This window comes from Acinetobacter sp. TYF_19 (genome assembly GCF_043105125.1).
Classification (GTDB): domain Bacteria; phylum Pseudomonadota; class Gammaproteobacteria; order Pseudomonadales; family Moraxellaceae; genus Acinetobacter; species Acinetobacter johnsonii.
Genome location: NZ_JBICLH010000078.1, coordinates 14,658 through 40,302, shown reverse-complemented (window position 1 = coordinate 40,302; position 25,645 = coordinate 14,658). Strand labels below are relative to the sequence as shown.

Below are 25,645 nucleotides of genomic sequence, written 5' to 3'. Positions count from 1 at the left end.
GGCATAGGGGTTTTGGAGATGCATATGTATATATTCAAAAGGCTGTTGCTGATTGTTCCAACTTTATTTCTGATTTTGCTGATCAATTTTGCTGTGATCCAAATTGCGCCCGGTGGTCCTGTTGAGCAAGCCATTCAACAAGCGGAAGCTATGCAAACTTTGGGTAATCTGGGCGGTGCAGGTGGAGGCTCAAATGTCTATCAAGGCGCACAAGGACTCAGTGATGAAATGCTCGCAAAGATCAAAGCACATTATGGTTTTGATCAGCCCATGCATATACGCTTTTTTGAAATGGTAAAGAATTATGTGCAACTGGACTTCGGTACGAGCTTTTTTAAAGACCAGCCCGTTACAGCACTGATTAAGGATAAATTACCTGTATCCGTGTCCTTGGGGCTGTGGAGTGCCTTGCTAATCTATCTGATTTCCATTCCTTTGGGCATTAAAAAAGCCCGATTGCACGGCACGGTGTTTGATCAGTCTACATCGCTACTGTTGGCAGTGGCCTATGCAGTTCCCGCATTTATTTTTGCAATTCTTCTGATTGTCTTTTTTGCAGGCGGTTCTTATTTCCAATGGTTTCCCTTGCAGGGTTTGGTCTCGGAAAATTTTGCGGACTTGTCACTATGGGGAAAAATTAAAGATTATTTTTGGCACATGGCTTTACCGCTTTTAGCGATGGTGATTGGTGGCTTTGCCACAGTGACTTATCTCACCAAGTCTTCGTTTATGGAAGAGCTCAGCAAGCCCTACGTGCTGACGGCGCGTTCTAAAGGTCTGACTGAGTCTCAAGTGTTGTACGGTCATGTGTTTCGCAATGCAATATTGATTGTGGTGGCAGGTTTACCTGAAGCTTTAATCGCTTACTTTTTTGTAGGCAATTTATTTATTGAGATCATTTTTAATCTGGATGGTTTAGGTTTATTGGGCTTTGAAGCCATTGTGCAGCGTGACTATCCTGTGATTTTTGGCACATTGTTCATTTTTACTTTGTTGGGCTTGCTGTTGCGTCTAATTGGCGATGTGTTGTATCAGTGGATTGATCCGCGAATACATTTTGATTCGCAAGGGAGAGGCTGATGTCACCTATTTTACAGGCAGGTTTCAAGCGATTTAAGCAAAATAGGCTCGGTCTCAGTTGTTGTATTTTATTTCTTTGTGTTTTCGTGTTGTCTTTAGCCGCAGAACTGATTGCGAATGATAAACCGCTGTTGCTTAAGTATGATCAGACCTTATATTTCCCTGTATTGAAACACTATCCTGAAACGACTTTTGGTGGAGTTTTTGAGACTGAAACTGAATACAAAGATCCAGTGGTACAACAGCTGATTCAGGCAAAAGGTTGGGCTGTTTGGCCGTTGATTCGATATTCATATCAAACCCCCAACGTAGATTTGACTGTTCCTGTACCGTCCCCGCCCACGATGCAAAATTGGCTCGGGACAGATGACCAAGGTCGTGATGTTTTGGCACGAGTATTATATGGCTTACGTGTCTCATTGCTGTTCGGTTTTGTTTTGACTTTCAGTTCAGCTGTACTGGGTATTGTGATTGGAGCAGTACAAGGTTATTACGGTGGTTGGGTCGATTTAATCGGACAGCGCATTTTAGAAGTTTGGGGTGGGTTACCCATGCTATTCATGGTGATGATTTTAGTCAGTATGTTTAGCCCAAATATTTACTGGCTGTTTTTAATCATGCTGTTATTCAGTTGGACGATTTTAGTTCCATTGGTACGAGCTGAGTTTTTGAGGGCGCGCCAGTTGGATTATGTCCGTGCCGCGCGAAGTTTAGGTGTCACTAACCGAGCTATTATTTTTCGGCATATTTTACCCAATGCAATCAGCTCTAGCCTGTCACAACTGCCTTTTATCTTAACAGCCAATATTACAGCGCTAACAGCACTGGATTTCTTGGGTTATGGCTTACCGCCTGATGCGGCATCATTGGGCGAGCTTTTGTTACAAGGTAAGAATAATTTAAATGCACCATGGTTAGCACTGTCTGGCTTTTTCAGCTTGGCCCTTGTGCTTGCGTTGCTGATGTATATCGGGGAGGCTTTGCGCGATGCATTTGACCCCAGACGCCAATAGTACAGCCCCTATACTTAAAGTGAATGCACTGAGTATTCAAAGTGCAGAACGCCTATTGGTCGATCAGCTCAGTTTTGAACTGTATGCTGGGCAGACTTTGGCGCTGGTTGGAGAGAGCGGTTCAGGAAAATCGATTAGTGCTTTAGCCTTGATGGGGTTATTACCGAAAGCATTGCAAGTACATGGCTCAGTGCTGTTAGACGGAAAAAATCTCTTAAAGCTGAGCGATGCGCAACTTAGGCTGATTCGTGGGAAAAAAATCGCGATGGTTTTTCAAGAGCCAATGACCGCTTTAAATTCTTTGCATCGGGTGGAAAAGATCATTGCCGAGACTTTATGGTCACAGGGTTGGTCTAAAAAGCAAGCGCGGAAACGAGTGATTGCCTTGCTAGAGGATGTGGGTATTCCAAATCCTGAAAGTGTGTTACAGCGTTTTCCTTATGAGCTGTCTGGCGGCCAACGCCAGCGGGTCATGATTGCCATGGCACTGGTGCAAGAGCCTGATATTTTGATTGCCGATGAACCCACCACGGCACTAGATGTCATGCTGCAAGTTCAAATTTTAGACTTGCTGAAGTCTTTACAACAGCGCCATAACATGGCCATGATTTTGATCAGCCATGACCTCAACTTGGTGAAACACTATGCTGATGATGTCGTGGTCATCCATCAAGGTAAGGTCGTAGAGCAAGGGGCGGTTGCGCAGATTTTTGAACAGTCGCAGTCTACTTATACTCAAAACTTACTCAATCATTCTTTTGGTCAAGCCATTAGCGTACAAGATGCTGTGCCTTTACTGAGTTTAAAACAACTTGAGGTCAAATTTCCGATTAAAAAAGGCTGGTTTAATCGCATGACACAGTATCTTGTTGCGGTTGAAGCTTTGGATTTGAGCTTGGCTCAAGGGCATTCTTTGGGAGTGGTGGGGGAAAGTGGTGCAGGCAAAAGTTCTTTGGCACTGGCTGTAGCAAGGTTGATTGAAAGTCGAGGACAGATCCAGTTTGGAGAACATGATTTAAACCAACTCTCACAAAAGGCATTACGTCCGCTTCGCGGTGATTTTCAAATCGTGTTTCAAGACCCGTTCGCAAGTTTGAACCCACGCATGAGTGTTGAACAAATCATTGCAGAAGGTTTAACTTTAAAGCCTTTGTCTTTGTTTGAGAGGACACAGCATGTTGAGAATGTCTTAACTCAGGTGGAGTTGCCTGTCACATTTAAAAGCTATTATCCACATGAGCTATCTGGTGGGCAGAGGCAACGTGTGGCTTTGGCACGAGCCTTGGTACTTCAACCGAAACTATTGATTTTAGATGAACCAACTTCGGCCTTAGACCGAAGTACGCAGCGTTCGATTGTGGCGTTATTACGCCGTCTACAACACGAGCAGGGTATGAGCTATTTGTTTATTAGTCATGACTTACAAGTGGTACGAGCACTATGCCAACAGGTTTTGGTCTTACGTCATGCCAAAGTGGTGGAATTGCAAGCCACTGAACAACTTTTTGAGCAACCGCAGTCTGACTATACGCGTCAATTGATTCAAGCCAGTCAGTATCAGTAAAATTATTTTGCTAAATAAAAAATTAAAAAATTTGACAAAATGAATTGTCAAATTTTCTTGACTGTCGCCAAAAAACACATAGAGTAAAAACACTAAAAAATATTAAAGGATGTATTTTCATGAGCCAGCTTGCAAGCGCAATCGACGTAGGGCAGGTCCATTTTAAAAATAAGATGATTAAAGGGGCGATGAGTGAAGCACTCGCCAATCATGCAGGCCAGCCGAATCATTTGCACTTAGGCTTGTATGAGGCTTGGGCAAAAGGTGGCCTAGGCTGTGCCATTACAGGCAATGTGATGGTGGACTTCCGAGCTAAAAATGAACCAGGCGTGGTGGTGATTGAAACCGAACGTGACTTAGAACCACTAAAACAATGGGCTGCGATTGGTAAAAAACATGGCATGGTGCAATTGGTGCAGTTGTCACATCCAGGCCGTCAGTGTCCTAAGGGTTTAAATAGGGAAACGGTTGCACCTTCAGCAGTACCGTTTAGCCCTGCTTTAGCAATGAGTTTTGGAACTCCGCGAGCGCTTCGTGAAGATGAAATCCTTGATATTATCCAGCGCTTTGCAACTTCAGCTGCCATTTGTGAGAAAGCAGGCTTTGAAGGCGTGCAATTACATGGTGCACATGGTTATCTCATCAGTCAGTTTTTATCGCCGTTGACCAATAAACGCCAAGATCAATGGGGCGGCTCTGTTGAAAACCGCATGCGTTTTTTATTGGAAATTTATAAAGCAGTACGTGCTGCAACGTCAGAGCAGTTTATTATTTCGGTCAAACTCAATTCGGCAGATTTTCAGCGTGGTGGAATCTCGGAAGAAGATGTCATTGCGACATTTAAAGCTATTGATGCGGCCGGGATTGATTTGATTGAGATTTCAGGGGGCAGCTATGAAGCACCTGCGATGGCAGGGGTGAAGCAAGAAAAACGTAAGGCATCGACTATTGCACGTGAGGCTTACTTCTTAGAGTTTGCTGAAAAAATTCGTGAACAAGTCCAGTGTAAGTTGATGGTGACTGGCGGTTTTCGTACTGCTGCGGGTATGAACGCAGCCTTAGAAAGTGGCGCGTGTGACTTTATTGGGATGGCGCGTCCATTTGCGGTAGAACCCGACGTGACCAATCGTTTAATTGCAGGGCAAGATGTACGTTATGCAGTTGATAAGATCAAAACAGGCATTTCGATGATTGATAAAATGGCGATTATGGAAGTGATCTGGTATGCCGCACAATTTAAGGATATCGCAGAAGGTAAACAACCAAATCCGAAACTGTCACCGCTCAAAGTGTTTTTTAATTATTTAAAAGGCAATGTGAAAGCCGTGATTAAGGGGCAAGTCAACTCTAGAAAGTCAGCTTAAGCATAGCCTCACTGTGTGATAGACCAATAGTGTTCAAAATAAGAAGCAGACCATTGCCCACGTGCCATTGCAGCATTAAAGGCAGGTCTGCTTTGTATTTGGGTGAAATAGTGTTGAATAGACTGATACTGGGCAAACTGCGGAGTGGCATAACTGGCCGCATAGAGTGGAAACCACATCAAGATATCGGCATAACTAAACACATCGCCAGCAAAGTATGAATGCGTGCTTAAGTGGGTATCAATTTCTTTCAGTTGTCGATGTAGCTCAGGGTTTAAATAAGCGCGATTGAACGAGCTTTGAAAGGCCAAACTTACAAAGCGCACAAGCAAAGGTGTTTGTTGCTTAATGTGTTGGAAAACTTGTTTTAATGCCAAATTGGGCATGAGACTGGCATCGCTATAATGGCTATAAAAACAGAAGTTCCAATACTGGACTTCTTGCGTTAGTCAAAATTTAAACAGCCCAAAGCTACATTTTATAAGGTTTTAGCCAATTCAAAAATTAGGTAAAACGATACTTTCGCAAGAGGTTTACTGTGTATGGTCATGGGGAATAATCAACTTCTGGCACAGTTGGCATAGGTATTCTACGATTGCACTGCTTTCCGTAAGTCGTATCGTCTGAGTATCATGTGAAATGTCGAGCGTTGGAAATTTTAGATTCGTTTGTCTAGCTTGTGTTGCATCATACAGCTTGAGTTCATAAGACAGCTCAAGTTCCTCAAGTAGCCAAAGAATACGCTGTGAACGTGAGTTTTGAAGATGATGTAAGATCATAAATATTTTTAGTTTTAAGTGATTGATCGTATCTATAAAAAGAAGAATAAAGGAAATCTAAGATGAAAAATAGCAATGTTGTGATTTTAAGTGCTGTTTCACTGTTGGTAAGTCCTCAACTGCTATGGGCGAATATGTCCTATCAAACAGGCGATATTATTTTTCACGTCTCGAAGTCGCAACAAAGTTTAGGGATACAAAAAGCGACCAAGTCTCGTTATAGCCATATGGGTTTAATTGTTAATAAAGATGGAAAAGCATGGGTTTTAGAGGCAGTTCAGCCTGTGAAATATACGGCACTTCAGCAGTGGATTGATCGCGGGGTTGAGCGGCATTATGTGGTGAAGCGCTTTAAAACGAATTTGACTGTTCAGCAAAAGCAGACGCTAATCAAGAACGCAGAACAATACTTAGGCCAGCCTTATGATCTTTATTTTGAGTGGGACAATCGTGCTTTATATTGCTCAGAAATAGTCTGGAAGGCCTATCATGATGCTTTAGGTATTGAGTTGGCGCCGTTATCCAAACTGAAGCAATTTGATTTAAGTTCGTCTGAAGTCAAGCAACTCATGCAACAGCGATATGGGCAAAACATTCCCTTGAATGAAACTGTGATTGCGCCACAGGCTATTTTTGCCTCGACCGCTTTAGTTGAAGTTGATCGTAAATAGAAAAGCAATAAAAAAGCCCAAGTATTATGACTTGGGCTTTTTTATGAGATGACTCTAGAAAAAATCAATCTCGAATATGGCGTCCCTACGGGGATTCGAACCCCGGTTACCGCCGTGAAAGGGCGATGTCCTAGGCCTCTAGACGATAGGGACAGTACAGAAGTGATGTTCTAAAACCGATTACTTTTGATCTTAAGTAATGGCGTCCCTACGGGGATTCGAACCCCGGTTACCGCCGTGAAAGGGCGATGTCCTAGGCCTCTAGACGATAGGGACTTAATAAAACTTTACTTCTGAAATTGGCGTCCCTACGGGGATTCGAACCCCGGTTACCGCCGTGAAAGGGCGATGTCCTAGGCCTCTAGACGATAGGGACGTTTCAGAGGTGCGCGTATATTAGGGTGAAAATAGAGGGGTGTCAAATGCTTTTCTCTAAATAATTCCAGTTTTAAGTGTTGAATGCATAAATTTACAACAATCTAAATAAAATGATTAAAAATCATATGATTTAAGTCGATTTTTTAAGCAACTTAAGCACGTTGTTAATGAATTCGGCATGGCGTAAATAGCCTTCGATCAGATGAGGATGAGCAATATCAGTGGTGATTTGCTTGTTGATAATGGCGGGAGTAAAAGCAAACGGTTTTTTGTTTAGTGGAAACGCACTTAGAAAATCAGCATCTGAATAAAAGTTGATCTAATCACCGTATAAAGCAGCGGGCCGTTGAATAGGTTGCTGCAAATGACACTGAATAACGCGAAAGGCAAAGTGGTGAACCGAGGGTAATCAGTGCTTGAATCTTAAGCTCAGGGTGTTGAATTAAATAATTATAGGCAATCACGCTGCCTATAGAGTGGGCAATCACAATATTGGGTTTCGTACCATGTAAGTGCTCACGCAGACGTATATGTGCGGTGTGGATGAAGTGTGGATTGGATAAATATAGATACGCTTCCATCAAAAAACGATGAATAAAGCTGCTATGCAACTCTGGGAAATGGTTGATTAAACTAGCTAAGTCACGCAAGGCCAGATCTTTGCCGAGGAGGCTGATGTATTTAATTTTATTATTGAATGAGAATTCATCTGAAAGTGTGAGCTGAGGATTTTTAGAAATTTCAGCTTGATGTTCAATATTGGGTGCAGCGGTGTGAGTTAGGTGAATAGGATGTAAAAAGGAAACCAATGTTGCGGCATGAGGTTGCTGGCGCTGAGGGTGTTTTCTAAATGCTGACGTATTAGAATATCTCCGTAAAAGTCCAGCCGACTGTACCGCTGAAGATAAGGTAGGTCATCTGCGCAGCCAAGTTCGCTCAGTACCTGTTGTGAGATCACAAGTCAATGTTGAAGCAGGGTACATGCAGTCTTGTGCTGCTGATTCATTCCATGAATCCATACAATATTCATCGTGTATGCACCGATGATATACTTGATAAAAACAGTATAAAAAAAGAGCGACCGAAGTCGCTCTTTTTTAACAATATGGATTAAGATTTCTTGTGATAAAAGGTGTAATAACTGGCATAACATACTGCAATAAACAGTAAACAACCAAAGAAGCTAATACGCATACTTGGGTCAAACACCATACTAACGCAGGTGATAAAGCAGAAGATAAAGCCAAGGATTGGCAAAATAGGAAACAGGGGTGCTGCAAAACCTAATTCTTCTTTTTTACGTCCTTGTTTATACCATTGGCGACGGAAGTTAAATTGGCTTAAGCAAATACTCATCCAAACGACGACCATGGTAAACGCTGCAATACCTAAAAGGTTTGTAAAAATGGCTTCAGGTGCAAACTGTTCAGACAGTAAGCCCGGCATACCCCCAATCATGGTCACGATGACTGCCACGTAAGGGACACCACGTGCATTGATTTTTGAGAAGACTGCTGGCAACTGTTTTTGGTAAGACAAGGACCACATCATACGCGAAGCGGCAAATAGTCCTGAGTTCGCAGCAGATAGCAACGCAGTGATAATCACAAAACGAATGATATCTTCAGCATAAGGAATGCCAATGTGCTGGAATACGGTCACAAATGGACTGCTACTCACGCCTTCAGCTGCTAAACCTGCTTCTTGATGCGGAAGGAGTGAAGTCACGACCAAGATGGTACCCACAAAGAAAATCAATAAGCGGAAAATCGCAGTATTGATGGCTTTGGGTACATTCTTAGCAGGATCTTTGGTTTCACCCGCAGCAACACCAATCAGCTCTGTACCAGAAAATGCAAAGTTCACGATCAACATGGTGGTAAAGATAGGGAACAAGCCTTCTGGGAACCAACCCTGAGCCGTTAAGTTGCTAAATAAAGGCGCAGCTTCATAGCCTCTGTAGCCAATCACGCCAAAAATAGCGAGTAGACCCAATAAAATAAAAATAACAACGGTGATAACTTTGACTAAAGCCAACCAAAACTCAGATTCAGCGAACCATTTGGTCGAGATCATATTTAAACTAAATACAAAAGCACCAAAAATTAGAGTCCACATCCACATTGAACTATTTGGAAACCACTCCTGCATGAGCAGAGCGGCAGCTGTAAACTCGGTTCCTAGCGTGACTGACCACGTTAGCCAGTACAGCCATGTGATGGTATAACCTGTACCTGGTCCGATATAGCGTTTGGCATAAGCACCAAATGAGCCAGACTCAGGCATATGAACAGCAAGTTCCCCTAAACACAGCATGACCATATATGCAATGATCCCGCCGAGGAAATAAGAAATAATGGCACCTACAGGCCCCGTTTGTGCAATGACTTCACCCGATCCTAAAAATAGGCCAGTCCCGATTGCGCCGCCAAGCGAAATCATAACCAGATGTCGAGTACTCATAGCGCGTTTTAAAGGCGCAGAATTGCCCTGATGCGAAGCATCATTCGGAGATGAGTGCATAAGCGTTAATAAGTTCAGGAATGAAGCGGGCTATTGTAGTGAAAAACTGCAAATCTGCAATGAAATAATAGTAATTATGAATAAGTGTTGATCGGATAAGATCAAGAGATGGCGTCCCTACGGGGATTCGAACCCCGGTTACCGCCGTGAAAGGGCGATGTCCTAGGCCTCTAGACGATAGGGACGTTGCGAGGTGATGCGTATATTAAGGATTAAAGGCCTATTTGTCAAAAGGGTTTTTGCTCTGTGATGGTTGAAAGTTCAAACATTAGGCAAAACAAGTAATTAAATTGAATGAATTTTTTATTGTTGCAAAAGTGAGCCCAAAAAATAAGCTTAAGCTCACTTTGCTGAAGGTGCTTAGTTTTTATTATGATAGAGCCAATAGTAACTGGCATAGCAAGCCGCCATAAAGAGCAAGCAGCCAATAAAACCTGAAAGCATTTCAGGGTCAGCCGCCATACTTAAGCCTGTTGCTGTACAGCAGATAAAGCCTAGGATCGGAACCAACGGATACCAAGGGGTACGGAATTTCAGCTCCGATAAAGCATGGCCTTGCTTTAACCATTGGCGACGAAAGTTAAACTGACTAGCAAATACTCATCCAGACAATCACCATAGTGAATGCTGCAACACCCATCAAGTTCTTAAAAATGACATCTGCACCAAACTGCTCTGAGAGTAAGCCCGGCAAGCCACCAATCATGGTGACCCAAATGGCAATATAAGGCACGCCAGATTTACTTACTTTAGCAAAAAGCTTGGGGAGTTGGTTTTGTGAGGACAGGGCCCACATCATGCGTGATGCAGCATATAAGCCTGAGTTCGCGGTTGATAATAATGCCGTGATAATCACAAAACGGATAAAGTCTTCGGCATAGGGAATGCCCATTTGGGTGAATACAGTCACAAATGGACTGCTGCTTAAGCCGCCATGTCCACCCACTTGCAAACCTGTGTTGGTGTAGTTAAGTAGCGAACTGATGACAATGATAGTACCAACAAAGAAAATAATGAGGCGCCAAACCGCGGCATGAATGGCTTTGGGTACATTTTTTTGGGTTTTCATTTTCACCTGCGGCAATGCCAATCATTTCTGTACCATTAAAAGCGAAATTCACAATTAATAAGGTGGTAAACAAAGGAATAAGGCCATTTGGTAGCCAGCCTTGTGCTGTTAAGTTGTTAAATAAGGGGGCAGATTCATAGCCCTGAAAAGGAATGATACCGAAAATACAGGCAAAGCCTAAAAGAATGAAAATGAGTACAGTCGCGACTTTAATCATGGATAGCCAAAACTCAGACTCTGCAAAAGCTCGGGTTGAGCTAAGGTTTGAAATCAGGACGCCACTGGCAAAGATTAACGTCCATAACCAGATTGACGTTTGCGGGAACCATTCCTGTACCAAAATGGCTGCTGCGGTAAATTCGGTGCCAAGTGTTGCCGACTAGCCGAGCCAATACATCCACGACACCATATAACCTGTGCCAGAGCCAATATAACGTGTTACAAAGGCACCAAATGAACCAGAAACAGGTAAATGTACTGCAAGCTCTCCAAGGCAAAGCATGACCATATATGCAATCACCCCCCAATAATATAAGCCAGCACAGCACCAAGAGGGCCTGCTTGTGAAATCTCTTCGCCTGAGCCCATGAACAGACCTGTACCCATGGCGCCACCAAGCGATAACATGACATGATCAGGTGGCTTGTGCTCATGGCATGTTTTAATGAGGTATTTTGGGGTGAATCAATTGAAGACTGCGAAGGTGGCATTGCAGATTGCATAGAAAATCAAACAATGGGCTTAAAGTGATATTCTATAGCTGAATACTTAGTTTATTATCACACCTAAAAGCATAGGAAATGAGGTTTTACAGATGTTTCCATGTGCTAGTGTTTTTAGAATTTAGCTATAGTTTTTAATAAGATGAAAAATCACGTGAATTAAGATTATCTGATGAACTTTGGCTATTAATTTAAAAAAATGTTTAAAGTCAATTTTTTAGTGGTCAGGTGTTGGATAAGAAGGGCTATTTTCAGCACTTGAATGGATTTCTTGTACAACAGTGTCTTGGTTGGTGTTATTTGTCTCTTGTTGGACAAACCAGAGGTAAAAAATAGAAGGTGATAGAATCAATAAAAAGATTAAAAATTTCTTAAGCATAACAATCAACCTTGAAAAACACGAACCATAGTATAGCTAGTGAATGGTTAAAATTGAAATGAAACATCGGTGGTCAATCAGAACCGATTAAATGAAAAGTAGTGTTTTCTAGAAATAGAATAAGATGGCGTCCCTACGGGGATTCGAACCCCGGTTACCGCCGTGAAAGGGCGATGTCCTAGGCCTCTAGACGATAGGGACGTTGCGAGGATGGCGGTATCTTATTGATCCGCCACCAGAGTGTCAAGTAGGTGTGGCGCGAGTTTGTTCAAAATATAACAGAACAGTTCGGCGGTCTTTTGAGTGTCGTATAAAGCCGAGTGGGCCTCTTTACCATCGAACTCAATCCCAGCTTGAATACATGACTTCGCAAGAACAGTCTGACCAAACATCACAGCACTTAGGGTGACGGTGTCAAATACTGAAAAACTGTGAAATGGGTTTTGATTTTTAGTCCCTGTACGTGCAATCGCTGCCTGTACAAAACCTAAATCAAAGTGGGCGTTATGACCGACCAAGACTGCATGTGTACAGTTTTGTTGGCGACGAACTTCATTAACGGCTTTAAAAATACGTTTTAATGCTGTTTTTTCGTCTTCAGCCATGGCCATGCGCATGGGGTTAAAGGGATCAATACCAATAAAGTCCAATGAGCGACGGTCTAGATTTGCACCTTCAAAGGGGTTGATATGCGCGTGATGTGCAGGACCCGGTACAAATTGACCTTCTTCATTATAAATAATCGGAATTGCAGCAATTTCCAATAAGGCATCGGTCTGTGCATTAAAACCTGCTGTTTCGACATCGACAACAACAGGTAGAAAACCACGGAAACGCTGACCAATTATTGGCAATGTTTCATTTGTCACACTTTTCTCCATTGAATGGTTTTACCCGCATACAGCGGAATAATTTGTTCACCATCCAAATAGTCTAAACTCTCAGGGATGACTTGGTCTTCTTTTACGAGTGTAATTGTTGAAGTATTGCGCGGTAGACCGTAGAAGTCTGCACCAAAGTGGCTGGCAAAACCTTCAAGGCGTTCAAGTTTACCCACTTGATCGAATGCTTGAGCATAAAGTTCAATTGCCGTTGGTGCGCTGTAGCAGCCTGCACATCCACATGCATTTTCTTTGGCATTTTTAGAGTGTGGTGCACTGTCTGTGCCTAAGAAAAACTTAGGGTTGGCACTGGTCGCAACTTCGAGCAAAGTTTGCTGATGCGTTTGGCGTTTTAAAATGGGTAAGCAATAGAAGTGCGGTTTAATGCCACCAACCAACATATCATTACGGTTAAACAGTAAATGCTGCGGAGTAATGGTTGCAGCCACATTGCGGTCTTGTTCTAAAACAAAGTTGGCTGCTTCACTGGTCGTAATGTGTTCTAAAACCAATTTCAGTTTTGGAAATTGTTTTAGCAGCGGAGAAAGAACTTCGTCTAAGAAACGTTTTTCACGATCAAAAATATCGACATGATTGTGTGTAACTTCACCATGCAACAGTAATGGAACCTGATGCTCTTCAAGTTGCTCAATGACAGCATAAACTTTACGAATGTCGCTTACACCATTGTCTGAGTTGGTGGTCGCACCAGCAGGGTAGAGTTTAATGGCATTTACAAACTCAGAGTTTTTAATTTTCTTGACTTCTTCAGGCGAAGTTGTGTCAGTAAAATACAACACCATGCGTGGATCGAAGGCATTGCCTTCTGGTACGTGCGCCATGATGCGTTCACGGTACGCATTCGCTTCCTCAACCGTTTTAACAGGAGGTACGGTATTTGGCATACAAATAGCGCGTGAAAACTGTTGGGCTAAATCGGGAACCGTACGTTGTAATGCAAGACCATCACGAAGGTGAGCGTGCCAGTCATCTGGCTGGAGAATCGTAATCGTATTCAAGGCGATTTCTGTCAAAGAAATAAAACAGATGATAATGCATATACGCCAAAAATGGTAATGACAAATAAAGGCATCTTGTCTGATTATTATGATTTATCTTTGTAAATTTGTGTTATTTTTAAGCAACTACAAGAATTAAATCTGGTCTGGTATGGAATATAAATACAACCTCGCCAAACTTCAGTACGATAAAGAAAAAATGGAAGAGCTGATTACACGACACAACCGTCGTATTGGTCAGGTTTTTCCTCAGAAATTAGAACAAGAGTTTTGGCGATTAAACTTGGAGCGCGCGCGTCGCAATATTAATGACTTTCTTTGGTCTGGTGTTTTGGCTTATTTTATTTTTGCCATTTTAACGATTCCAGGGGATTACTGGATTATTGAACAGTCTCATTTTAAACAAGATTTTATTCATTGCTTACTGGGATTGCTGAATGGTGCTGTCTGTCTTTTGTTCCTTTATGTTTTTTCACATTTTACCAAGCTGAAGCCTTTTTTTGCTTATGCAGCCATGTTTACTGTGTTTTGGGCTGTGGTCTCGACGACTTGGTTGACCATGTCGGTACATACCGAAGCTTTGCGCCATCAAGCGATGATGATCATTTGCATGATTTATGTGTTGGGATATTTACTGACTGGGGTAAAGCCGGGATATGTTTTTATCGCAGGCGTAGTAGCTGCTGGGGTTTCATTTTTAGTCCTGATTTCGACGCTGGTCAAGTTTGATGCGATCATGATGGGGCGTGTGATGTTTGGTAGCTGTTTGCTGGGGTTTATCATCAGTCGTATGATTTACGCCCGCGAGCGCATCATTTTTTTAAATATTCGCCGTGCTAAAATCAGTGAAAAAATACATCGAATACATACCACAGAATTGCTGCATTTAAGTCAAAATGATGAACTGACGAAGATATCAAATCGGCGTAATTTTGACGAAATGATGGATACCTATTATGAGCAATCACGTCAGGATGAAACACCTTTATCCATTTTGTTTATTGATGTTGATTTTTTCAAAAAATATAACGACTGTTATGGTCACCAAAAGGGTGATGATGTAATTTCATCCATTGCAAAATCTATTAAAAATGCGATTCGGCATATGGATTTTGTGGCGCGTTATGGCGGCGAAGAGTTTGTGGTGTTATTACCTGAAACTGATGCACATGGCGCTTATGCGGTGGCTTCAAATATTTATAGAGCGATTGAGCGTTTGGAAATTCCGCATGAAATGTCTGAAGTGTCTCCATTTGTCACCATTAGTTTAGGGATTACAGTCTTTAAAGGCGAGGTCGATTTGAGCAAAGTCGAGTTACTGGGGATCGCAGATCAGGCTTTATACCGTGCCAAGCAATTGGGGCGTAATCAGATTTATTATCAGCCTTTAACCACATCGACTTGTACGGAATAAATCACTGAAATAAAAAAACCGCTCTTATGAGCGGTTTTTTTGACATTCAACAAACTTATTTGTTTTTGTCTTTTAACTGTGGAACAGCAGAACCCGTACCGACTGCAAGCAAACCAGTATTGGTATAAATACCAAGTTTCGCACGAGTATCGGTAATATCCAAGTTACGCATAGTTAACTGACCAATACGGTCCATTGGCGTAAACATTGAGTCGCCTTTTTCCATCGTTAAACGCTCAGCTTTATAAGTGAGGTTTTCAGACTCAGTGTTCATAATGGTGTAATCATTACCACGACGAAGCTCCAAAGTCACAGTACCAGTGATAGCTTTCGCAACCCAGCGCTGTGCAGTTTCACGAAGCATTAATGCTTGAGAGTCGAACCAACGACCTTGGTAAAGTAAACGACCTAAACGTAGACCGTTAATACGATACTGTTCGATCGTGTCTTCGTTATGAATACCAGTCACCAAGCGCTCATAAGCAATATGTAGAAGTGCCATACCTGGTGCTTCATAAATACCGCGAGATTTTGCTTCAATAATACGGTTTTCGATTTGGTCAGACATACCTAGACCATGACGACCACCAATACGGTTGGCTTCAAGAATGAACTCGACAGGGTCTTCGATACGTTGACCATTGATTGCAACAGGGAAGCCTTCTTCAAAAGTAATCGAGACTTCTTCAGCTTTAACTTCTACGTCGTCTTTCCAGAATGCAACGCCCATGATTGGGTCAACAATTTTGATCCCTGCATTGAGGTATTCAAGATCTTTTGCTTCGTGGGTCGCACCCAACATGTTTGAGTCAGTTGAATACGCTTTTTCTTTTGACATTTTGTAGTCAAAGCCGTTGTCGATCAAGAATTGCGACATTTCAGCACGGCCACCTAATTCATCAATAAACGTTTGGTCTAACCAAGGCTTATAGATTTTAAGTGCAGGGTTGGTCAACAAACCATAACGGTAGAAACGTTCAATATCGTTTCCTTTATAAGTTGAACCATCACCCCAGATGTTGACGTCATCTTCTTTCATTGCGGTAACAAGCATAGTCCCTGTTACTGCACGACCCAATGGCGTCGTGTTGAAATACGGTACACCACCAGTTGAAATGTGGAACGCACCACATTGAATTGCAGCAATACCTTCAAGTGCAAGCTGTAAACGGCAGTCAACTAAGCGAGCTTTTACTGCGCCATACGCTTCCGCTTTTTTTGGAATCGCATCGTAGTCGTCTTCATCAGGCTGACCTAAGTTTGCTGTATAAGCATAAGGTTCTGCGCCTTTTTGTTTCATCCACAAAAGTGCAGCTGAAGTATCTAGACCACCAGAGAAGGCAATACCAACTTTTTTGCCAACTGGGACATTCTGCAAGATAGTTGCATTATCAGTCATTGTTAATCCTAACGATATAAATATAGGCACCGAGAATGGGTGGCCTGAAAGAATACATATGGTCGCGATTGTAGCACTTTTCCAAATGGTTTTTCTAAAAAATCATAGGGCTTTAAAAATATTAAAGCTCATGTGCATATCGATACTGTTGAAAAATTTCTGGAGAAAATCGGTTTCTATATTGTGTGCTCACTTTTTGTCTTTTTAGAAGATGTTTAGGCTGTAAATTAATCAGAAAAGTGGGGGAGTTGGTTTGGTTTTAAATTGGTATGACCAATATTGTGTGATTTTTCCATTTTTTGAGTATTAAGCTCGATTTAAGTTCGGTGATTATTTTTTATATTATTAGACTAAAGTCTAAAATTGGCATTATTTTAATAAAAAAATCAGTAAAAACAATGATATTAATTTGATTGAAATATGATCTGGTTTATAAATGTAGCTAATATTGGTCGTACCAATATTAACTTTTAATTGAAGTTTTACTTCATTTTAAATCAAAATAAGCCAAGCATAAGTCATTATTGGTTTGTTTCTCTTTACGGTTGCTTATATTGGTCTGTCCAATATTGGCAAAAGTGCCAATAATATGCTCAAAATTAAATCTTAGTAAGCATTTCAAGGAGATGACAATGCTTCAATGGCAGCAAATGTATGACCCGATGGGGAATATTTGGATTTCAAGTCTAATTGCACTGATTCCGATTATATTCTTCTTTTTGGCGCTCGCGGTATTTCGTTTAAAAGGCAGTGTGGCAGGTACGATTACTGTTGTACTTGCACTTCTTGTCTCTTTATTTGTCTATAAGATGCCGGTGCTGATGGCATTCGCATCGATGGCTTATGGTTTCCTCTACGGTTTATGGCCGATTGCATGGATCATTATTGGTGCGGTATTCCTGTATAAAATTTCAGTGAAGACAGGCCAGTTTGACATCATTCGTTCTTCTATTCTCTCAATTACTGAAGATCAGCGCTTACAAATGCTGTTGGTGGGTTTTGCTTTCGGTACTTTCTTAGAGGGTGCTGCAGGCTTTGGTGCTCCTGTGGCGATTACCGCAGCATTATTAGTCGGTTTAGGCTTTAAACCGTTATATGCAGCAGGTCTATGCCTAATCGTAAACACAGCACCTGTGGCTTTTGGTGCGATGGGTATTCCAATTATCGTTGCTGGACAAGTCTCTGGTGTCGATACGATGGAAATCAGCCAAATGGTGGGCCGTCAGCTACCATTTATGGTGCCAATCGTGTTGTTCTGGATTATGGCAATCATGGACGGTTGGCGCGGTGTTAAAGAAACATGGCCAGCAGTTGTGGTAGGTGCAAGTAGCTTTGCAATTGCACAATACTTAACTTCTAACTTTGTTGGTCCAGAATTACCCGATATTACGGCTGCAATTGCATCCTTGGTTTCTTTAACAATTTTGTTTAAATACTGGCAGCCGAAGCACATTTTCCGTTTTGCAGATCAAGACGCAACGATGAGTGAAGATGTGGCTGCACAAAAACAGCAAAAATACACTGTAGGACAAATTGCAAAAGCATGGTCTCCATTCGCGATTTTAACAGTGATGGTGACGATCTGGAGTGTGAAACCGTTTAAGGATTTATTTGCCAAAGACGGTGCATTGCATGATCTCGTGATTTCAATCAAAGTACCATTTTTGCATCAAATGATTCAAAAAATGCCACCTGTGGTTGCTGAAATTAAAGATTATGACGCGATTTACAAGTTTGATTGGATCTCGGCGACAGGAACTGCGATCTTTATTGCAGCATTGATCACCATTGCCTATTTGAAGATGAAACCGAAAGATGCTGTGGTAACTTTTGGTGAAACTCTGAATGAGTTGAAAGTTCCCATTTATTCAATTGGTATGGTGTTGTCTTTTGCTTTTATCGCAAACTATTCGGGTATGTCTTCGACCTTGGCTTTGGCCCTTGCACATACAGGTTCAGCATTTACGTTCTTCTCGCCTTTCTTGGGTTGGTTGGGTGTATTCCTCACGGGTTCAGATACTTCTGCCAATGCACTGTTTTCAGCACTTCAAGCCACTACGGCTCAGCAAATTGGTGTGCCAGAAGTTTTACTGGTGGCAGCAAATACCAGTGGTGGTGTGACCGGTAAGATGATTTCACCTCAATCGATTGCGATTGCGTGTGCGGCGGTAGGACTGGTTGGTAAAGAGTCTGATTTATTCCGTTTTACCTTAAAACACAGTATAACGTTCACAATTATGATGGGTATTATGATTACTCTACAAGCCTATGTGTTCCCATGGATGATTCCATAACACAAATTGTGTATCAACGTTAAGGAAAGCAGATGAAAGTCTCCGATAAAGCTGTACAAAGCCTGCGTGTATTGATTGAACAAAGCAATATGCAAGTTGGAGACCGTCTGCCTGCTGAAAGAAAACTGTGTGAACAGCTTCAAGTCTCTCGCTCTTCTTTAAGAGAGGCCATTTCGCAGTTGACCAGCATGGGTATGTTGGTCAGCAAAGTGGGGGCGGGGACTTTTTTAAAACAATTACCAGCAACGTGGTCCAGTTATCAAATCGTACAACCGATTAGTAATTTGATGAGTGAGGATCCTGCCTATCGATTTGATGTGCAAGAGGCGCGCATTATTTTAGAAGGTGGAACAACTTGGTATGCAGCACAACGCGCAACCCAAGAAGATCTGGTGAACATCCGACATCATTATGACCAGATTAACCATTTTCAGGCTTTGGGAAATGATGACGAGGCGGCTCGTGCAGATGCGAAATTTCATTTAGCGATTGCTGAAGCATCTCATAATTTGGTTTTGATTCAGATGATGCGTGGTCTGTTCGATTTGTTGCAGTTCAACGTCGCTTTGGGACGTCGAAAAGTCTATAGCGAAGCACACCGTTTTGATCAATTGCATGATCAGCACTTTCAAGTCATGAATGCAATTGAACGTCGTGATCCAGAAGCTGCACGTAAAGCAGTCTGTGGACACATTGAGTTTGTAGTACAACAGGTGCGAATGATTGATGAAGAAGAAGCTCGTCGTCAGCGCGCCAGTCGATTAAACAGGATATAAGCATGATTATTTCTTCTGCCAATGACTACCGTGAAGCGGCACGACGTCGTTTACCGCCATTTTTATTCCATTACATCGATGGTGGTGCGTATGCAGAATATACCCTGAAGCGTAATGTAGAAGATTTATCAAAAATTGCTTTGCGCCAGCGTGTACTGAACGACATGTCACAGTTAAGTTTAGAGACCAAACTGTTTGATGAAACTTTGTCGATGCCTGTTGCATTATCTCCTGTGGGTTTAACAGGCATGTATGCACGCCGCGGTGAAGTTCAAGCTGCTGTCGCTGCAGATAAAAAGGGTATTCCATTTACACTGTCTACCGTTTCAGTATGTCCAATTGAGGAAGTGGCGCCTGCGATTCAGCGTCCAATGTGGTTCCAGCTCTATGTACTGCGTGACCGTGGTTTCATGAAAAATGCTTTGGAACGTGCTAAAGCGGCAGGCTGTTCAACCTTGGTGTTTACTGTGGATATGCCTGTTCCGGGCGCACGTTACCGTGATGCCCACTCGGGTATGAGTGGTCCAAATGCAGCAATGCGCCGTTATATGCAGTCGTGTTTCCACCCACATTGGGCGTGGAATGTCGGCATGATGGGACGTCCGCATGACTTGGGCAATATTTCTAAATACTTAGGTAAGCCTACAGGTCTAGAAGATTATATTGGTTGGTTAGGTTCTAACTTTGATCCGTCTATTTCGTGGAAAGACCTTGAGTGGATTCGTGAGTTTTGGGATGGCCCAATGGTCATTAAAGGAATTTTGGATCCTGAAGATGCCAAAGATGCAGTGCGTTTCGGTGCAGATGGAATTGTGGTTTCAAACCATGGTGGTCGTCAGCTCGATGGCGTTTTATCTTCTGCACGCGCACTTCCACCAATTGCAGATGCAGTCAAAGGTGATATTAAAATCCTCGCGGATTCGGGTATTCGTAATGGTTTAGACGTGGTACGTATGCTGGCGTTGGGTGCGGACACGTGTATGCTCGGTCGTGCTTTTGTTTATGCACTCGGTGCAGCAGGCGGTGAAGGTGTTTCAAATCTATTGGAACTGATTGATAAAGAAATGCGTGTGGCAATGACTTTAACAGGTGCAAAAACCATTGCTGATATTACGTCTGACTGTTTAGTGAAGTTAGAGCGAGAGTTGGCTGAGTAAGTTTTTAATAATTTCTATTGTATGAAAATGGATAGTGTGAAGTTGTTTTAATTCACAATGTAAATCTCCCCTGACCCCTCTTTATAAAAGAGGGGAATGTTGCAAATTAATTGATTGTAAAATTTGCAATACTCTCCCTTTGTAAACGGAGGGGCTTGTTTTTACTTGAATTGATCTAGGTAAAAGAAAAGTCCCCTTTTGGAAAAGGGAGATATAGGGGGATTTCAAATATGGAATTGATCTTTGCACTTTGAATTCGAATATAAGAAGTTAAATAAATGAATAAATAAACATTATTCCTTAATTAAAATTTGGAATAGGAAAACTCCTTATGCAAACTCAATTATCTCCACAGCAAACTATTCAAAAACTCATCACCATTGTTGGTAAACAACACGTTTTAACTGAAGATAAAGACACACGTTTATACCGCCAAGGCCGTCGTTACGGTGCAGGAAAAGTACTGGCTGTTGTTGCACCGGGGTCATTACTTGAACAGTGGCAAGTACTACAAGCGGCTGTTGATGCAGAGTGTATTGTGATTATGCAAGCTGCCAATACAGGTTTGACTGGCGGCTCAACGCCTTTTGGCGATGACTATGACCGTCCTGTGGTTCTGATCAGCACGCGTCGATTGGTTGGAATTCAGGTTATTAATGACGGTCAGCAAGTGATTTGTCTACCTGGTGCAACACTAGATCGACTTGAAAAAGAATTGGTGCCATTTAATCGGGAGCCACACTCGGTGATTGGTTCATCTTGTATTGGAGCTTCGGTTTTAGGTGGTGTCTGTAATAACTCAGGTGGTGCTTTGGTGCGCCGTGGTCCTGCTTATACTGAGCTGGCACTGTATGCCCGTGTCAATGATGATGGTCAGTTAGAGTTGGTGAATCATTTAGGGGTAAATCTCGGAGAAACACCTGAAGAAATCCTGAGCAAACTTGAAACAAAAGATTATCAAATCGGCGATATTATCAATAACTCAGGCTGCTGCGCATCGGACCATCGTTATGGACATGATGTTAAACAAGTGGATGAAAATACGCCCGCGCGTTTTAATGCCGATCCGTCTCGTTTATATGAAGCATCGGGTTCAGCAGGTAAAGTGTGTGTCTTTGCCGTACGTTTGGATACGTTTGAAAAAATTCCAAGTCAGGTATTTTACGTGGGTACAAATTCACATGATGATTTGACTGAAATCCGCCGTTTTTTACTAAAAGATTTGCCGCGATTGCCGATTGCAGGGGAATATATCCACCGCGTGGCTTATGACATTGGGGCGGAGTACGGTAAAGACACCTTCATGTTCATTGAAAAACTCGGCACAGCTAAAGTACCTGCTGCATTTGCAATGAAAGATAAGGTTGATGCGTACTTAGAAAAATTTGGTATGAAAGGACTGTCAGATAAAGCCCTGCAATTGATCACCAAATTTTTGCCGAATCATTTACCGAAACGGATGAATGCCTTCCGTGATCTGTATGAACATCATTTGGTTATTCGGATTGAAAATCAAGATGTCGAACAAGTTGAAAGCTTTTTAAAACGTTATTTCCAAGATAAAACCTCAGGTGATTTTTTCCACTGTAGCGAGGAAGAAGGACGTAAAGCATTTTTACATCGCTTTGCTGTTGCTGGTGCAGCGATTCGCTATCGGGATACGCACCGTTCAGAAGTTGAAGATATTGTGGCTCTGGATATTGCATTACGTCGTAATGATCGCGAGTGGGTGGAAACCTTGCCCAAAGAGATGGATGATCTGATTGTTCATAAACTCTATTATGGTCACTTTTTATGTCATGTGTTTCATCAGGACTATATTGTGAAAAAAGGCGTAGATCCTTTGGCGATGGAACATCAAATGTGGCATTTACTGGATGCTCGTGGGGCGGAATACCCAGCTGAGCATAATGTCGGACATTTATATGTAGCAAAACCTGCACTACGAACGCATTATGAAAAGCTTGATCCCACCAATAGTTTTAATGTGGGTATTGGTCAAACCAGTAAGTTAAAGCATTGGCAGTAAAGGGCTTTGGTCTAAAAAACTAAACCAGTGAGGGCAACGTCACTGGTTTTTTTATTGTCGTATGTTTTTGAGAGTTCAGTCGGATTGACCGTAGATGCCAAGAATTTTTTATAAATTGTCATCCCAATAATTTAAAAAACAGCTAAAGTAGTATGCAACAAGTTGCAAAGCCAAAGATAAGGATTCATGATGACAACCAATAGCTATGCACATATTTTAAAACCCTTACATTTGGGTTTTACCACCATTAAAAACCGTGTGGTGATGGGCTCCATGCATACGGGCTTGGAAGATCGTTTTTATAATTATCCAAAATTGGCTGCATACTTCGGTGAGCGTGCTAAAGGCGGTGTTGGCCTGATCATTACAGGCGGGATTTCTCCAAACCGTCAAGGTTGGCTCCTTCCTGCGGGTGGAACGATGAATACGCTGGGGGATATTGCTCCACATCGTTTAGTGACCCATGCCGTACATAAGCATGGCGCAAAAATTTTAATGCAGATTTTGCATGCTGGACGTTATGGCTACCAACCCTTTGTGGTTTCTGCCAGCCCAATTAAATCGCCGATTTCGCCTTTTAAACCGCGTCAAATGTCTGAAAAACAAATTTTGAATACGATTGATGATTACGTCAACTGTGCCAGTCTTGCAAAAAAAGCAGGCTATGACGGTGTAGAAATTATGGGTTCAGAAGGTTATTTACTGAATCAGTTCTTAAGCCGTCATGTGAACCAACGTGAAGACCGTTGGGGTGGACCGATTGAAAACCGTATGCGTTTTGCGGTCGAAATCGTCAAAGGGATACGTGCACAAGTTGGTGAGAAATTTATTATTTGCTTCCGTTTGTCATTGCTGGATTTAGTGCATGATGGCAATACCATGCAAGAAGTGGTTACCATTGCGCAAGCACTAGAAAAAGCAGGCATTACCTTGTTGAATACAGGGATTGGCTGGCATGAAGCGCGGATTCCGACCATTGTGACTTCGGTGCCGCGAGCTGCTTTTGTAGACTATACTGCGGAAGTGAAAAAGCACGTGGCTGTGCCAGTGATTGCTTCAAACCGCATCAATATGCCAGATACCGCGGAAGAGATTTTGGCATCGGGCAAAGCGGATATGGTGCAAATGGCACGTCCGTTATTGGCTGATGCTTTTTGGGTGAATAAAACAGCGACCAATCGTGTTGATGAGATCAATACGTGTATCGCTTGTAACCAAGCATGCTTAGATCATACTTTTAAAAACCAACGTGCAACCTGTTTGGTCAACCCGCGTGCAGCGTTTGAAACAGAGTTGGTTTATTTGAAGGCGAAACAACCGAAACGAGTTGCGGTAGTGGGTGGTGGTGTCGCAGGGATGTCAGCCGCGACGGTTGCAGCCAGTCGTGGACACCAAGTGACATTGTTTGAAGCAAGTCATGAAGTGGGTGGACAGTTCAACTTGGCAAAAGTTGTGCCCGGTAAAGAAGAGTTTCATGAAACCATTCGTTATTTCAAAGTACAGATTGAAAAAACGGGAGTCGACTTATGTTTAAACACCAAGGTGAATCGTGAGCAGCTTGAGCGTGAAGGCTTTGAAGAAATTATCATTGCCACGGGTGTTGTGCCACGTGCATTACGTATTGAAGGGAGTGATTCACCGCAAGTCTTGTCTTATGCAGAAGTGTTACGCGGCGCACCTGTTGGTCGAAAAGTTGCGGTGATTGGTGCTGGAGGGATTGGTTTTGATGTGTCTGAGTATTTATTGAAACCTGAGTATCAACCACAGCCACAACCACTTGCAGATTGGCAACGTGAATGGGGTGTAGATCCAAACCCGAATTATGTTTCTGAAGGAGGCACGCAAGCCGCAGAAGTTCATCCGCCTGTTCGTGAGATTTATTTATTACAACGTAAAACCTCTGCACTTGGAGCAGGTTTGGGTAAAACCTCGGGTTGGGTACACCGCGCACAGTTGAAAAAGCATGCAGTACGTATGTTGCGTGGGGTTCAGTACAAAGCTGTGACTAATGAAGGTCTTTGGATAGATTTGGCAGGACAAGATCAATTGTTACGTGTCGATACCATCGTTGTGTGTGCAGGACAGGAGTCAGTGAAAGATCTGATGCCAAGTGCTGAGCAAAATACGTTAGCCAATTATCACATTATTGGTGGTGCTAAACTCGCAGCTGAGTTAGATGCAAAACGTGCCATTCGTGAAGGTGCAGAAGTTGCTGCAAAATTGTAAACGTTTGATGAAACAATATGCAGTTGGTTGCTTCAAGGTGAATTTTCACTTGTCATTGAAACAAAAGCTCCGTATGATGGCGCACATGGAAGCGTGGCAGAGCGGTTTAATGCACCGGTCTTGAAAACCGACGAGGGCTTATACCCCTCCGTGAGTTCGAATCTCACCGCTTCCGCCAAATATCAACGACTTAGCCCTGACATCCTCAGGGCTTTGTTGTTTCTAGGCTTATGCAACGTAAGCCTGTAGTAAGCATAATAAAAACTTGGTTTGAGTTTAAATTATTGTTCAAGACTAAATACAATCTCAAATTGGATACCGTCCCAAATAGTTAATTCACCGATCCAATCGGTTTTTGCATTAAATCTTTTGGGGTATTGACTGCCATCTTTACCATCTAAAATATTCTGAAAATCCGAGCTTTTATCGAGCATAGCTATAATTGGTCTAATTTTTAATTTTTCTTCTAATGCAAGATCAAGGTTTTTCTTAAATTCATTACGTCCATTACCAGACCATCTATCAATACGGTCACGATAAACTTGTTTTCTTTCAGTTGGATGTTTGGACATTAAAGGTTTATGACCCCATAAACTAACAATTAGTTCATTATTAGAGCTAATTGAGGATACTGACCAGTTTGGATTTTTTAGATCAGCATCAAATTTTTTAAACTCAGAAACGATACCCACAATAATACTCATATTCAAATTTACCCTTGTTTAAGATATGCTGATCGGCATAAATTACAAGTATTTAAGGTTAATAAATGTCTGATACTCCGACTGTTTGGGGTGTACACATGGGTGTACATGTTGGAACTGAGCCAGTTGAAAAAAATTACATTGTCAGTGGCAGTGAACTTTGTTTCATAAATACCTAAATTATGGTTTTATTATATTTATTTT

General features: G+C 42.2%; 19 protein-coding genes, 6 tRNA genes and 1 pseudogene. 12 read left to right on the top strand and 14 right to left on the bottom strand.

Annotation, left to right across the window (positions count from 1 at the left end):
- Positions 1 to 18 precede the first annotated feature (18 nt).
- The 4 genes from yejB to ACF8FD_RS11380 all read left to right on the top strand — a co-directional run bounded on the left by yejB (position 19) and on the right by ACF8FD_RS11380 (position 5,021).
- On the top strand, positions 19 to 1,080 hold the full coding sequence (yejB, locus tag ACF8FD_RS11395; RefSeq protein ID WP_279678772.1) for a microcin C ABC transporter permease YejB: 1,062 nt from the start codon (positions 19 to 21) through the stop codon (positions 1,078 to 1,080).
- Positions 1,080 to 2,093: an ABC transporter permease gene (locus tag ACF8FD_RS11390; RefSeq protein WP_234303816.1), complete on the top strand. Its 1,014-nt coding sequence runs from the start codon at positions 1,080 to 1,082 to the stop codon at positions 2,091 to 2,093. Before yejB ends, ACF8FD_RS11390 begins: the two co-directional genes overlap by 1 nt.
- The gene (locus ACF8FD_RS11385) at positions 2,068 to 3,657 is read left to right on the top strand and encodes an ABC transporter ATP-binding protein (protein ID WP_279678771.1); all 1,590 of its coding nucleotides are present in this window, start codon (positions 2,068 to 2,070) and stop codon (positions 3,655 to 3,657) included. The genes ACF8FD_RS11390 and ACF8FD_RS11385 overlap by 26 nt, the downstream gene beginning before the upstream one ends.
- A 119-nt stretch (positions 3,658 to 3,776) precedes the next feature.
- On the top strand, positions 3,777 to 5,021 hold the full coding sequence (locus ACF8FD_RS11380; RefSeq protein WP_279678770.1) for an NADH:flavin oxidoreductase/NADH oxidase family protein: 1,245 nt from the start codon (positions 3,777 to 3,779) through the stop codon (positions 5,019 to 5,021).
- An 8-nt stretch (positions 5,022 to 5,029) separates the two neighbouring features.
- Here the strand turns inward: ACF8FD_RS11380 and ACF8FD_RS11375 are convergent, their stop codons facing one another.
- Positions 5,030 to 5,407: a glutathione binding-like protein gene (locus ACF8FD_RS11375; protein WP_279678769.1), complete on the bottom strand. Its 378-nt coding sequence runs from the start codon at positions 5,405 to 5,407 to the stop codon at positions 5,030 to 5,032.
- Between the two features lie 147 nt (positions 5,408 to 5,554).
- A complete protein-coding gene (locus tag ACF8FD_RS11370; RefSeq protein WP_279678768.1) occupies positions 5,555 to 5,800 on the bottom strand; it encodes a glutathione S-transferase N-terminal domain-containing protein in 246 nt (81 codons plus the stop codon).
- Positions 5,801 to 5,862: 62 nt separating this feature from the next.
- Between ACF8FD_RS11370 and ACF8FD_RS11365 the strand changes: the two genes are divergently transcribed.
- Entirely contained in the window at positions 5,863 to 6,471 is a 609-nt protein-coding gene (locus ACF8FD_RS11365; protein ID WP_005399767.1) for a YiiX family permuted papain-like enzyme, read from the top strand.
- Positions 6,472 to 6,548: 77 nt separating this feature from the next.
- On the opposite strand, the gene ACF8FD_RS11360 is transcribed toward ACF8FD_RS11365, so the two are convergent.
- The 10 genes and pseudogenes from ACF8FD_RS11360 to pyrC form a co-directional block, all read right to left on the bottom strand.
- A tRNA-Glu gene (locus ACF8FD_RS11360) sits at positions 6,549 to 6,624 on the bottom strand.
- Between the two features lie 47 nt (positions 6,625 to 6,671).
- Positions 6,672 to 6,747, bottom strand: a tRNA-Glu gene (locus ACF8FD_RS11355).
- 24 nt (positions 6,748 to 6,771) lie between these two features.
- Positions 6,772 to 6,847 (bottom strand) — tRNA-Glu (locus tag ACF8FD_RS11350).
- A 325-nt stretch (positions 6,848 to 7,172) separates the two neighbouring features.
- Positions 7,173 to 7,658, bottom strand: a complete 486-nt coding sequence (locus ACF8FD_RS11345) for a hypothetical protein (RefSeq protein WP_279678767.1) — start codon at positions 7,656 to 7,658, stop codon at positions 7,173 to 7,175.
- Positions 7,659 to 7,959: 301 nt separating this feature from the next.
- Positions 7,960 to 9,372: an amino acid permease gene (locus ACF8FD_RS11340; RefSeq protein ID WP_234303810.1), complete on the bottom strand. Its 1,413-nt coding sequence runs from the start codon at positions 9,370 to 9,372 to the stop codon at positions 7,960 to 7,962.
- A gap of 109 nt (positions 9,373 to 9,481) precedes the next feature.
- Positions 9,482 to 9,557, bottom strand: a tRNA-Glu gene (locus ACF8FD_RS11335).
- Positions 9,558 to 9,732: 175 nt separating this feature from the next.
- Positions 9,733 to 11,163: pseudogene (locus ACF8FD_RS11330) on the bottom strand (amino acid permease).
- Positions 11,164 to 11,667: 504 nt separating this feature from the next.
- Positions 11,668 to 11,743: transfer RNA gene (locus tag ACF8FD_RS11325), tRNA-Glu, on the bottom strand.
- 20 nt (positions 11,744 to 11,763) lie between these two features.
- Positions 11,764 to 12,423 (bottom strand): ribonuclease T, encoded by a 660-nt coding sequence (gene rnt / locus ACF8FD_RS11320; protein WP_081313228.1) that lies wholly within the window; start codon positions 12,421 to 12,423, stop codon positions 11,764 to 11,766.
- Positions 12,408 to 13,442 (bottom strand): dihydroorotase, encoded by a 1,035-nt coding sequence (gene pyrC / locus ACF8FD_RS11315; protein ID WP_010326368.1) that lies wholly within the window; start codon positions 13,440 to 13,442, stop codon positions 12,408 to 12,410. The genes rnt and pyrC overlap by 16 nt, the downstream gene beginning before the upstream one ends.
- 151 nt (positions 13,443 to 13,593) lie before the next feature.
- On the opposite strand from pyrC, the gene ACF8FD_RS11310 reads away from it, so the two are divergent.
- Positions 13,594 to 14,856 carry a GGDEF domain-containing protein gene (locus ACF8FD_RS11310; protein WP_279678766.1) on the top strand — a complete coding sequence of 421 codons (1,263 nt, stop codon included), beginning with the start codon at positions 13,594 to 13,596 and terminating at the stop codon, positions 14,854 to 14,856.
- A 55-nt stretch (positions 14,857 to 14,911) separates the two neighbouring features.
- Here the strand turns inward: ACF8FD_RS11310 and argG are convergent, their stop codons facing one another.
- Positions 14,912 to 16,255: an argininosuccinate synthase gene (gene argG, locus ACF8FD_RS11305; RefSeq protein WP_234303808.1), complete on the bottom strand. Its 1,344-nt coding sequence runs from the start codon at positions 16,253 to 16,255 to the stop codon at positions 14,912 to 14,914.
- A 626-nt stretch (positions 16,256 to 16,881) separates the two neighbouring features.
- Between argG and lldP the strand changes: the two genes are divergently transcribed.
- The 6 genes from lldP to ACF8FD_RS11275 all read left to right on the top strand — a co-directional run bounded on the left by lldP (position 16,882) and on the right by ACF8FD_RS11275 (position 24,915).
- On the top strand, positions 16,882 to 18,549 hold the full coding sequence (lldP, locus tag ACF8FD_RS11300) for an L-lactate permease (protein ID WP_234303807.1): 1,668 nt from the start codon (positions 16,882 to 16,884) through the stop codon (positions 18,547 to 18,549).
- A 32-nt stretch (positions 18,550 to 18,581) separates the two neighbouring features.
- On the top strand, positions 18,582 to 19,325 hold the full coding sequence (gene lldR, locus ACF8FD_RS11295; RefSeq protein WP_004694009.1) for a transcriptional regulator LldR: 744 nt from the start codon (positions 18,582 to 18,584) through the stop codon (positions 19,323 to 19,325).
- Positions 19,326 to 19,327: 2 nt separating this feature from the next.
- Positions 19,328 to 20,482 (top strand): FMN-dependent L-lactate dehydrogenase LldD, encoded by a 1,155-nt coding sequence (gene lldD, locus ACF8FD_RS11290; protein WP_062034458.1) that lies wholly within the window; start codon positions 19,328 to 19,330, stop codon positions 20,480 to 20,482.
- Positions 20,483 to 20,813: 331 nt separating this feature from the next.
- Positions 20,814 to 22,511, top strand: coding sequence for a D-lactate dehydrogenase (dld, locus tag ACF8FD_RS11285; protein WP_279678765.1), 1,698 nt, complete (start codon positions 20,814 to 20,816; stop codon positions 22,509 to 22,511).
- A 189-nt stretch (positions 22,512 to 22,700) separates the two neighbouring features.
- Positions 22,701 to 24,737, top strand: coding sequence for an NADPH-dependent 2,4-dienoyl-CoA reductase (locus tag ACF8FD_RS11280; RefSeq protein WP_234305104.1), 2,037 nt, complete (start codon positions 22,701 to 22,703; stop codon positions 24,735 to 24,737).
- A gap of 87 nt (positions 24,738 to 24,824) precedes the next feature.
- A tRNA-Ser gene (locus ACF8FD_RS11275) sits at positions 24,825 to 24,915 on the top strand.
- Between the two features lie 103 nt (positions 24,916 to 25,018).
- On the opposite strand, the gene ACF8FD_RS11270 is transcribed toward ACF8FD_RS11275, so the two are convergent.
- Complete coding sequence (locus tag ACF8FD_RS11270; protein WP_005242960.1) at positions 25,019 to 25,441, bottom strand: hypothetical protein; 423 nt, start codon at positions 25,439 to 25,441, stop codon at positions 25,019 to 25,021.
- Positions 25,442 to 25,645: the final 204 nt, after the last annotated feature.